The organism is Pseudomonas sp. NPDC090755 (assembly GCF_044769005.1).
Classification (GTDB): Bacteria; Pseudomonadota; Gammaproteobacteria; order Pseudomonadales; family Pseudomonadaceae; genus Aquipseudomonas.
On record NZ_JBIVXC010000040.1, the window covers coordinates 1 to 11556 of the forward strand.

Genomic DNA, 11556 nt, shown 5'->3' on the forward strand with positions numbered 1-11556 from the left:
TGTGGGGTTTCCCCATGTGAGAGTAGGTCATCGTCAAGATTAAATTCCGAAACCCCTATCTGCGCACGCAGGTAGGGGTTTTGTCTTTCTGGCGCCGCCATCTGTAGCCGCTGCCGCCAGGCTGCGATCCGGCCCCCCCGGTATCCCAGATACACCACACTGACTCAAACGATGCACTTGTCGTCTCACAGGAGGCCGCTGGCATCGAATCCTGCGTGTGTTGATCAAAGGGTATTAATGCTCGTCTGAATCTGGCACCAGGGCCCGTACAGAGGCTTGGCATCTCCTGCTGCCATGACTGGCAGCGGGAGAGGGGGAGGCGGGAAGCGGGAAACGCTCGGAATTACCCTTGCGGTCGACTGCTCAGGTAGGCCCTGATGGTTCTCTGCGCCGAATTCAGGTGGCGTTCAAGGATCCTGATGGCATCGTCGATGGATTTGTCATTGGCTGCGTCCACCAGGCCGTTGTGGTCATCCTGGGTCAGCTTGCCCAGGCCCATGGACGAGAGGTGGAAACGCAGGAAGCGCTCTTCTTCGTTGAGCTCGATTTCAATCAGGCGCAACAACTTCTTGTTGGATGCCTTGCTGTACAGGCTCATGTGAAACAGCCGGTTCAGGCGACCGATTTCAGAATGCCGGGTTTCGTTTTCCAGCTGGGCGATATAGCTGCGGGCGAGGGCAATGTCGTCGGCATCGAGCAGGGGAATCGACTGGCGCAGCGCCTCCGACTCCAGGATCACACGCAGGGCGTAGGTGTCCATGGCATCTTCGCCAATCAGAGGCGCGACCACGGCGCCCTTGTGGGCCACCACCTGCAACAACGATTGCGCCTCGAGCTGACGCAGGGCTTCACGCACCGGCATGCGGCTGACGCCGAACAGCGTGGCCAGCTCCTGCTGACGCAGGGCTCGCCCGGGAGGCAGGCGACCATCTAGGATAGCGCTGCGCAACCGCTCTTCAATCACACTACGAGCAAGGTGCGGAGGTACTTGCTCGCCGCCCAGTATTTCGCTCAAGGATCGGGATTTGTCGGTCACGCTGTGTTCTGCCCTGTTGTCGATGTGTGATTTAAATTGGATCCAATCACACTAGTTAGAGGTCCGGTGCTTGTCAAACCGCATGGTCAGGCGCCCGGAATCAGCCGGCTGGCAGCGGGCGCGGCGGTACTTACTATCGTGAATGAAGTTCTTCTCCAAGGGAAGTCGCCCCGACATAGTGGCCGGATGAGATGCTGTTGGAGAAAAGCCGGGTCGATCGTGCCGTGATTGTAAGGTGCCATTGTTTTTTCATGGGCAAGGCCGCACCATCGGTGCTTTTCCACGGGGCTGCGCGGGTTTTCGCATTGGCGATACGTTGGGCTGTTCACTTGACCATGCGCCGGCTTGTCTTTGCCGTGGTGTTCGGCTGCCTGCTGATAGGCGGGCTGCAAGCCGACTGGGACTTTTCCCAGATCAGTCGTCGTGCCCAGTCCCTGTATGGCCCACTGGGCCCGGGGCAAGCGCGTATCGATGCCTGGCAGAACCTGCTGACGACGCAGAAGCAGGGCAGCGACGTCGAGCAACTCAAGCGGGTAAACCAGTTCTTCAACCACCAGTTGCGCTACGTCGAGGATATCGACCTGTGGCGCGAGGTCGATTACTGGTCAACACCCATACAGGCACTGATCAAAGGAGCGGGCGACTGCGAGGACTATGCTATCGCCAAGTACTTCAGCCTGCGGCGCATGGGGATGCCGGCGGACAAGTTGCGCATCACCTACGTCAAGGCGCTGCGCCAGAATCGGGCACACATGGTCCTGACCTATTACTCGAGCCCCAATGCCATGCCGCTGGTGCTCGACAGCCTGATGGACGCGATCAAACCCGCCAGCGAGCGTACCGACCTGATACCTGTCTACGCCTTCAATGGTGAAGGCCTGTGGCTGACCGGTGCCGGCGGTAACAAAAAGGTCGGCGACACCAAACGTTTGTCGCGCTGGCAGGATCTACTGAAAAAGATGCAGGCCGAAGGTTTCCCGGCCGAGCCGGTTTACTAAAGGAGGACAGATGTCACTGTTCAAACAATTGCTGCTTGCCATCTGCCTGTTCCTGGTAGTCGCCTTCAGTGGCAGCTTCATGGTCAGCCTGGAGAGTTCGCGCAGCCAGTACGTCAACCAGTTGCGCTCGCATGCCCAGGACGCGGCTACCGCGCTGGCATTGTCGCTGACGCCCAACATCGACGACCCGGCCATGGTCGAACTGATGGTGAGCTCGATTTTCGACAGCGGTTACTACTCGAGCATCAAGGTCGTCGACCTGGGTTCCAACGCCGTGCTGGTGGAGCGCCACGCCGAGGCAGAGGCCAACGGCGTGCCGGCCTGGTTCGTTCGCCTGATCGGCCTCGAGGCGGCCGGTGGCGATGCCATCGTCAGCCGTGGCTGGCAGCAGGCGGCGCGGGTCGAGGTGGTCAGCCACCCGATGTTCGCCCTGGCCAAGCTCTGGCAAAGCGCCCTGGGCAGCCTGGGCTGGCTGTTGCTCTGCGGAGCCTTGAGTGCGGTGCTCGGCGCCCTGTTGTTGCGCCGTCAACTCAAGCCTCTGGACTACATGGTGGCGCAATCCCACGCCATTGCCCGCCGCGAGTTCCTCAGCCTGCCCGACTTGCCCAGTACCCCGGAGCTGCGTCGGGTGGTGCAGGCCATGAACCAGATGGTCGAAAAGCTCAAGGCGTTGTTCAAGGAGCAGGCCGAGCGCAGCGAAAAACTGCGGACGGAATCCTACCAGGACAGCCTAACGGGCCTGGCCAACCGGCGCTTTTTCGAGATGCAACTCAATGCCCAGGTCAGCAATATCGAAGAAGCCCGGCCGGGTTATCTGTTGCTGCTCAGGGTCAAGGATCTCGCCGGGCTCAACCAGCGCCTGGGCGGGCAACGTACCGACCAGTTGCTCCAGGCGGTCGGCCAGCAACTGCAGCGCACCTGCGCCAACTACCCGGAAACCAATAACCTGATCACCCGCAGCCGTGGCGGCGAGTTCGCCGTACTGGCGCCCGGCCTGGTGCATGAAGAGGCGGTGCAGCTGGCCCAGGCCCTGGAGGTCACCCTGCAGAGCCTGGCCGATACCGGGGCCACCGATGTTACCCCGGTGGCCTGCATCGGCATGGCGCCCTACAGCCCGGGCGACGCGCCGCAGGCATTGCTGAAGCTGGCCGACGAAGCCCTGGCCCGGGCCGAGGGCCAGGTCGAGCCAGGCTGGGTCTGCCTGGAGCAAGGTACGGCGCCGCAGGCGGGCGATACCCATCATGCCTGGCACACATTGCTCGATGAGGCATTGCAGCAAGGGCGCTTCCAGCTGTTCTTCCAGCCGGTGGTGGCCTGCGATGCGCCTGAGCAGGTGCTGCACTACAAGGTGATCTCGCGGGTTCTCGACGCCAATGGCCAGGCCATTGCCGCCGGCCGCTTCCTGCCCTGGCTGGAGCGCTTTGGCTGGTCGGCGCGGCTCGATGTGCTGATGCTCGATCAAGTGCTCAAGCACATGCAGGGTCACAGTGAGGCACTGGCCCTGAACCTGTCGGCGGCGACCCTGGCTGACGACAAGGCACTGCAGCGGGTGTACGAACTGCTTGGCCAGCACTCGGCGCTGGGGCCACGCCTGACCCTGGAAATCGGTGAAGAGCAATTGCCTGACCAGGCCGCGCTGGAACAATTGACCCGACGCTTGCACGCCCTTGGCTTCAGCCTGAGCCTGCAGCGCTTTGGCGGGCGCTTCAGCATGATCGGCAACCTGGCGCACCTGGGCCTGGCCTACCTGAAGATCGACGGCAGCTACATTCGCGCCATTGACCAGGAACGCCACAAGCGTCTGTTCATCGAAGCCATCCAGCGCGCCGCGCACAGCATCGACCTGCCGCTGATTGCCGAGCGGGTGGAATCCGAAGGGGAGCTCAAGGTGCTGCGCGAGATGGGGATCCAGGGCGTGCAGGGGCGGCTGGTCGGTGAGCCGGCCCCCTGGCGCTGAGACACTGCGAACGGGCCTGGACCAGGCCCGCAGCGATCAGATCAGGCCGCTGTCACTGTCGTCGATCAGGTTGTTCAGCCCACCCAGGGCCTCACGGGCGCTGGAACGGCTGAGCAGCTTGGCCTGGGCACCGGCCGGCAGGTCGGTGATGCTGATCACCCCTTTGCTGGTCAGCACTTCGATCAAGTCTTCGAGCACCCGGATCATGTCCAGGTCGCTTTGCTTGAGCTGCTTGAGGCTGTTCTCGACCACATCATCGGCAAACCATGCCTGAACCTCGGCGTGGTCGGCCGGCAACTCCTCCGTGTACCCGTCGAAGGCGGCGGCTTCCACTCGAAGCAACTGGCCCTGTGCATCGCGTTGCACGTAGAACATGGAGTATCCCTCGTCAAATTGAGTCCGTATCCGCAGTCAGCAGCATAGGCCAAGCACACCGGGCTGTGGGCCCGGCGAGCGAGTATGCAATGTGAAGACGGCACTGGGAAAGCCCGGCGCCTCCTGCCGCCAGTGTCCGGCTGCAGGAGGCGAGGGCATCAGCTGTTGGAATGGTCGATCTTGATGGTCGGGTCGGCACCGGTCACCAGCGAGTTGATCGTGGTGTTGGACCAGTTGACCCCTTCCAGCTTGATCGTCACATCGGCGTTGGCCAGGCCTCCGGCGGTGTTGAGCTTACCTTCGGAGCTGACCTGCAGGGTCGACTCGCCGTTGACCGTGGTGATCTTCAGGAAGTTGTCGATGGTGCTGGCCTTCTCGCCCTGGAGCAGGTCACTCAGGTCCAGACGGTCACCTTCGGCAGGCTTGAAGTCCTTGATCACGTCCTTGCCGGTGTCGCCGGCCTTCCACACGAAGGTGTCGGCACCGCTGCCACCGGTGAGGACATCGTCACCCTTGCCACCGATGAGGATGTCGTTGCCCTCACCGCCGAGCAGGGTGTCGATGCCTTCGCCGCCAATCAGGGTGTCGTTGCCTTCACCACCGATCAGGGTGTCCTTGCCGGCACCGCCGAGCAGGATGTCATTGCCCTTGCCGCCATCGAGGTAGTCGTCGCCACCCTGGCCGAAGAGGATGTCGTTGCCGTCGCCGCCCAGCAGGGTATCGGCACCGTCGTTGCTGCGCGACACGTCGAACTCGCTGACGTGCTCGGTGATGTACTGGTGCAGTACACGGCCGTCGACAGTCTCCAGGCCCACGCCCAGCTTGCCGGCGACATAGGCCTGCATCGCCTCGACACCGTTGCCGGCGATCCCGTCGAAACTGACCAGGTCACCGAACAGGATGTCGTTGCCGTCGCCACCGCCGACCGCATCGTTACCCGGCTTGGTGGCCTCGGTATGACCGAGGATCGCCTCGGCCAGCTTGCTCGGGTCGATGTTGGTCTGCGGCTTGCCGTCGGTGTCGTATGGCTTGAGGTTGTTGGCGTTGACGCCACCATTAAGGCCGATCGCTTCGACGCTCGAATGATTGGCCAGCAACAGGAACGCCTCTTTCGCGTTGACGGCAGCCCAATAGGAGCTGGAATCCGTCACCGACAACTCATAGGTACCGTCGCCTTGGGCATTCAGCTTGCCGGAGGCGGCGTAGTCGGTGTACCACGAATTGCCGGAGCGGTACTCGGCCGTGAGGTAGCCGGACTTGTTGACGCTGATCCGGTTGTAGTTCCCCACCATCTCATTGGTGATGACATCACCCAGTTTGTAATTCAGGCGGCTCAGCTCGCCATCCATGGTGTAACTGGAGTACGCGAACGTCGGGTTGGTCCGTTCGTTCGTCTGATAGACGTTAGGCTCGCCATCGGTGATGAAGAATGTCTGGTTGCTACCCTTGCTGCCTGCATCCTTGAGGTTCTGGAACCAGTTGGCCGTGGTTTTGAACGCATCCTCGTAGTTGGTACTGCCACCGGCCTTGAGCTTGTTCAGTGCCGCTTGCAGCGTTGCCATCGCGTTCTTGTCGGCGAGGTCGACCGAGACAGTCACGTTGACCTTCTCGGAGAAGTCCACCAGCAGGATGTTCACCGTACCGGAGTTTGCGCCCTTGACGCTGTTGGCCAGGGTTTTGAACACTGACTCCAGGGACTTCCTCGCCGCGTTGACGCCGGAGTTCTCCATACTGCCCGAGGTATCGACGATGAACGCCAGGTTGTAGTCCTGCCCAGGCACGACGTGCAGGCCGTTGACGTCGGCAACGACGATGTCGTTGTCGGTGCCCAGGGTCTTGCTGTCGTTCTCGGCCGTCAGGTTACCGGTGTTGTAGCTGTCCGGGTAAATCGTGACCTTGATGAAGTCCTGGGCGGAGCTGGTGCTGCCGTTGGCCTTCTCGGTGGCCGTCGAGGTCACGGTGATGGTGAACGAGTCGTGATAGTAGGCAGGCGGCTTGACGCTCAGGCTGTTCAGGTTCCAGCCCGTGACATCGACTTCACCCTTGCCGACCGTAACGGTACGGCCATTGCCGTCGCTGAGCACGGATCCTTCCGGAATGCCGCCCAGCTTGACGCTGAGGGTTTCAGAGCCATCGCGGTCAACCAGCTGGGTAGAGATGCCCACCAGCTTGATGGTGGAGTTTTCTGCGCCTTCATTGAGCTTGTAGCCCTGGTAGTAACCTTCGCCGTCACTGCCGTGCAGCTCGCCGACGGTCACGCCGGCGTTGATCAGGTCGTTGACGCTCGGGTACATCGGGATGTTGGCGTTGTTCAGATCGACCGCCGTGCCGCCGTTGACCGACAGGTTGACGTCGAAGCTGCCCGGGCCGCTCTGGTTGGCGTGGTAGATGTCCAGGGTGTAGTAGCCGCTGATGGTCGGCTTGAACGAGCCGCTGATAGCGCCACCCGCGCCCCAGGTGGCGCCGGCCACGTTCTGGCCGCCGATGGTGATCAGCAGGCTGTCGTCACCCACACCGCTGAAGGTGTAGGTCTTGCCGGCTTCCAGGAAGATCAGGCCAGAGGTCTTCGACCCGGTGCCGCCCGCCACACTGCCGTCTGACTTGGCATCGGTCACGACAGTGCTGCTGTTGGGCCTGCCGGAGTTGTTGAACACGTTCTTCAGTGCATCGCCGGTGATGCCGTTGCCGTTGGTACCCAGGCCGCTCAGGCTGTTCCAGGTTTCCTTGAGCAGGCCGACCGAGTTGACATTGTTGCTGCCAATGCTCAAGTCAGGCTTGTCGGCGATCGGGGTGATATCGACCTTCAAGGTCGCTTCATTGCCCTGGCCCTGGCCGTCGGTAGGCTTGAACTTGATCTGTGCGTAGTCGGCCTCTTTGTTACCAACGCCGTTGCCACCGAAGCTGTTGATACCCGACTCGTGGAGATCGGGGACGAACTTCAGCTTGCCGGCATCGATGTCAGCCTTGGTGAAGACCTTGCCGGCATCGGCCGCGGTCAGGGTTTTCCAGACGTTGCCATCCTTGTACTGCAGCACGCCGTCGGCAGGCAGCTGGGTGATGGTCAGGCCCAGGTTGGCGGCCGGGGTATCGGCATCGCTGATGCCGAAGTTGGCCCAGGTCAGTACCAGGTCGCTGTCTTCGTTGCCGGTAACGGCGCCGCCAGCGGCAACAGGTGCTTCGTTGCTCTGGATGGTGGTGGTGACGCTGCCAGCGCTGCCACTGACCACCAGATTCTCGAAGTTGCCGCCAGTGGCCGAGTTGATCCGCACGGTGAAGTTCTCGGCACCTTCGGCGATACCGTCACGGATGATCGGGACGTTGAAACTGGCCGAACTGGTGTTTGCCTTGATCACCACGGTGGTTACACCGGTGTAGTCCTGGCCGTTGGCGGCGGTGCCGGAGTAGGTCAGGGTGATGGTGACGTCGGTATCCGCCGGATTGGTCAGCGTCAGGGTGTAGGTCGCCGATTCGCCTTCCGCAACCGACGTGGTGCCGCTGATGCTGACCGTGGTGGTGTTGATGGTGTCGGACACATGGGTGACCGCCGGCGTGTCGCTGATGTTCAGTTTCTCGAAGTTGCCGCCGCTGGCGCCGGTGATGGTCACACTGACGTCCTCGGCATCGAGGTAGACATCATCCTTCGGAGCTGGAACGGTGATGCTGGCGCTGGTCGCATCCGCGGCGATGACAATGGTCTTGCCATTGCTCAGGGTCACGGTCACCGGAGTACCTGCCGGATTGCTCAGGGTAGCGGTGTAGGTGATCTGGCCACCTTCCTGCACCGATGGCGTCGCGGTCAGGGTCAGTCCGGTCGGGTCGATGGTATCGGTGACCTTGGTCACGGCGGCAGAACCGTCGACGACCAGGCTTTCGAAGTCACCACCGGTGGTGCCGAGGATCTTCGCACTGACATTGCTGGCGTCGATGTAGACGTCATCGCCTGGCGCATCGATGGTGACGCTGCCACTGGTTGCGCCTGCGGCGATGCTGATGGTCTTGCCATTGTCCAGGGTGATGGTCATGGCGGTGCCGGCCGGGTTGGTCAGCGTGGCGGTGTAGGTGATCTTGCCACCTTCATCGACCGTCGGCGTCGCAGTCAGCTTCAGGCCGGTTGCATCCTGGGTACCCGGGCCGTCGGTGACGGTAATGCTGGTATTACCCGAAGCGGTCAGCTGCTCGTAGTTACCACCCGAGACATCCTTGATGGCGTTGGTCAGGTCCAGGTTGGTGTTGTGCACGTTGTTCGGTGCAGTGAACTGCACGGTACCGGTGTTCTGGCCGACGCCGATGACGATCTGCTGGCCGTTGGTCAGGTTGATCACCAGCGGGCTGCCGGTGACCGGGGCGCTGACGGTGGCGGTGTAGGTGATCACGCCACCTTCGCCGATGGTGCTGACGTCGGCGGTCAACTTGACGGTCGATGGATCGAGGGTGTCCTTGACCTCGGTAACGGCTGGGGTGTTATCCACAGCCAGGTTTTCGAAGTCGCCACCGTTGGTGCCGGTGATGGTGGCCTCGACTTGGCCGGCGTCGATGTAGACGTCGTCGTCTGGTGCCGCGACAGTCACGCTGCCTGAAGTCTCACCGGCAGCGATGGTGATGGACTCACCGTTGCTGAGGGTGATGGTCATCGCGGTGCCGGCCGGGTTGGTCAGCGTCGCGGTGTAGGTGATTTCACCACCTTCGTTGACCGATGGGGTGGCGGTCAGCTTCAGGCCGGTGGTGTCTTCGGTACCTGGGCCGTCGGTAACGGTCACAGTGGTGGTGCCCGAGGCAGTCAGCTGCTCGTAGTTACCGCCGCTGACATCCTTGATGCTGTTGGTCAGATCCAGGTTGGTGTTATGCACGTTGTCCGGCGCAGTGAACTGCACGGTGCCAGTGCTCTGGCCGACACCGATGACGATCTGCTGGCCATTGGTGAGGTTGATCACCAGCGGGCTGCCGGTGACCGGGGCGCTGACGGTAGCGGTGTAGGTGATCACGCCGCCTTCGCCGATGGTGCTGACGTCGGCAGTGAGTTTCACGGTCGACGGATCGAGGGTGTCTTTGACCTCGGTAACGGCTGGGGTGTTATCCACAGCCAGGTTTTCGAAGTCGCCACCGTTGGTGCCGGTGATGGTGGCCTCGACCTGGCCGGCGTCGATGTAGACGTCGTCGTCTGGTGCCGCGACAGTCACGCTGCCTGAAGTCTCACCGGCAGCGATGGTGATGGACTCACCGTTGCTGAGGGTGATGGTCATCGCGGTGCCGGCCGGGTTGGTCAGCGTCGCGGTGTAGGTGATTTCACCACCTTCGTTGACCGATGGGGTGGCGGTCAGCTTCAGACCGGTGCTGTCTTCAGTGCCTGGGCCGTCGGTAACGGTCACAGTGGTGGTGCCCGAGGCAGTCAGCTGCTCGTAGTTACCACCCGAAACGTCCTTGATCGCGTTGGTCAGATCGAGGTTGGTGTTGTGCACGTTGTCCGGTGCGGTGAACTGCACGGTGCCGGTGCTGTGACCGATACCAATGACGATCTGTTGGCCATTGGTGAGGTTGATCACCAGCGGCGTGCCGGTGACCGGCGCACTGACGGTAGCGGTGTAGGTGATCACGCCGCCTTCGCCGATGGTGCTGACATCGGCAGTGAGTTTCACCGTCGACGGGTCAATGGTGTCTTTGACTTCAGTCACGGCCGCTGACGAGTCGACGTTGAGGTTTTCGAAGTCGCCACCGGAAGTGCCGGTGATGGTCGCCTCGACCTGGCCAGCGTCGATGTAGACGTCATCATCCGGCGCGGCGATGGTAACGCTGCCCGACGTCTCACCGGCAGCAATGGTGATCGATTCACCATTGCTGAGGGTAATGGTCATGGTGGTGCCGGCCGGGTTGGTCAGCGTCGCGGTGTAGGTGATTTCGCCGCCTTCGTTGACCGACGGGGTGGCGGTCAGCTTCAGACCGGTGCTGTCTTCGGTGCCTGGACCGTCGGTAACGGTCACAGTGGTGGTGCCCGAGGCAGTCAGCTGCTCGTAGTTACCACCCGAGACATCCTTGATGCTGTTGGTCAGATCCAGATTGGTGTTGTGCACGTTGTCCGGTGCGGTGAACTGCACGGTGCCAGTGCTCTGACCAACACCGATGACGATCTGCTGGCCATTGGTGAGGTTGATCACCAGTGGGCTGCCGGTGACCGGGGCGCTGACGGTAGCGGTGTAGGTGATCACGCCGCCTTCGCCGATGGTGCTGACGTCGGCGGTGAGTTTCACCGTCGATGGGTCAATGGTGTCGTTGACCTCGGTCACGGCCGCCGACGGGTCGACGTTGAGGTTTTCGAAGTCGCCACCGGAGGTGCCGGTGATGGTCGCTTCGACCTGGCCAGCGTCGATGTAGACGTCGTCGTCTGGTGCCGCGACAGTAACGCTGCCCGACGTCTCTCCAGCAGCAATGGTGATCGATTCACCATTGCTGAGGGTGATGGTCATGGCGGTGCCAGCCGGGTTGGTCAGCGTGGCGGTGTAGGTGATCTCGCCGCCTTCGTTGACCGATGGCGTCGCAGTCAGCTTCAGACCGGTGCTGTCTTCGCTACCTGGACCGTCGATAACGGTCACAGTGGTAGTACCCGAGGCAGTCAGCTGCTCGTAGTTGCCGCCGCTGACGTCCTTGATCGCGTTGGTCAGGTCGAGGTTGCTGTTATGCACGTTGTCCGGTGCAGTGAACTGCACGGTACCGGTGCTCTGGCCGACTGCGATGACGATCTGCTGGCCGTTGGTGAGGTTGATCACCAGCGGGCTGCCGGTGACCGGGGCGCTGACGGTGGCGGCGTAGGTGATCACGCCGCCTTCGCCGATGGTGCTGACGTCGGCAGTCAACTTGACGGTCGACGGATCGAGGGTGTCTTTGACTTCAGTCACGGCCGCCGACGAGTCGACGTTGAGGTTTTCGAAGTCGCCACCGGAGGTGCCGGTGATGGTCGCCTCGACTTGGCCAGCGTCGATGTAGACGTCATCATCCGGCGCGGCGATGGTCACGCTGCCCGAAGTCTCACCGGAAGCAATGGTGATCGATTCACCATTGCTGAGGGTGATGGTCATGGCCGTGCCGGCCGGATTGGTCAGCGTCGCGGTGTAGGTGATCTCGCCACCTTCGTTGACCGATGGCGTGGCGGTCAGCTTCAGGTCGGTGCTGTCTTCGGTACCTGGACCGTCGGTGACGGT

At 62.0% G+C, this 11556-nt stretch carries 5 protein-coding genes; 2 read left to right on the plus strand and 3 right to left on the minus strand.

The window, feature by feature from the left end:
- Nucleotides 1-343 precede the first annotated feature (343 nt).
- The gene (locus tag ACIQUS_RS26765) at nucleotides 344-1036 is read right to left on the minus strand and encodes a GntR family transcriptional regulator (protein WP_403054075.1); all 693 of its coding nucleotides are present in this window, start codon (nucleotides 1034-1036) and stop codon (nucleotides 344-346) included.
- Nucleotides 1037-1371: 335 nt separating this feature from the next.
- Here ACIQUS_RS26765 and lapG point away from each other — a divergent pair, with 335 nt between their 5' ends.
- Complete coding sequence (gene lapG / locus ACIQUS_RS26770; protein ID WP_403054078.1) at nucleotides 1372-2034, plus strand: cysteine protease LapG; 663 nt, start codon at nucleotides 1372-1374, stop codon at nucleotides 2032-2034.
- A 10-nt stretch (nucleotides 2035-2044) separates the two neighbouring features.
- Nucleotides 2045-3991: a cyclic di-GMP receptor LapD gene (gene lapD / locus ACIQUS_RS26775; protein WP_403054081.1), complete on the plus strand. Its 1947-nt coding sequence runs from the start codon at nucleotides 2045-2047 to the stop codon at nucleotides 3989-3991.
- A 36-nt stretch (nucleotides 3992-4027) separates the two neighbouring features.
- Here lapD and ACIQUS_RS26780 read toward each other — a convergent pair whose 3' ends face one another.
- Nucleotides 4028-4366: a tryptophan synthase subunit beta gene (locus tag ACIQUS_RS26780; RefSeq protein WP_403054084.1), complete on the minus strand. Its 339-nt coding sequence runs from the start codon at nucleotides 4364-4366 to the stop codon at nucleotides 4028-4030.
- Nucleotides 4367-4524: 158 nt separating this feature from the next.
- The coding region (locus tag ACIQUS_RS26785; RefSeq protein ID WP_403054087.1) for an immunoglobulin-like domain-containing protein at nucleotides 4525-11556 on the minus strand (7032 nt) is incomplete at its 5' end.

Excerpts from the sequence above, each read along its gene's own strand:
- lapG (WP_403054078.1), top strand. The coding sequence starts at position 1,372 with ATGCGCCGGCTTGTCTTTGCCGTGGTGTTCGGCTGCCTGCTGATAGGC.
- lapD (WP_403054081.1), top strand. The coding sequence starts at position 2,045 with ATGTCACTGTTCAAACAATTGCTGCTTGCCATCTGCCTGTTCCTGGTA.
- ACIQUS_RS26780 (WP_403054084.1), bottom strand. The coding sequence starts at position 4,366 with ATGTTCTACGTGCAACGCGATGCACAGGGCCAGTTGCTTCGAGTGGAA.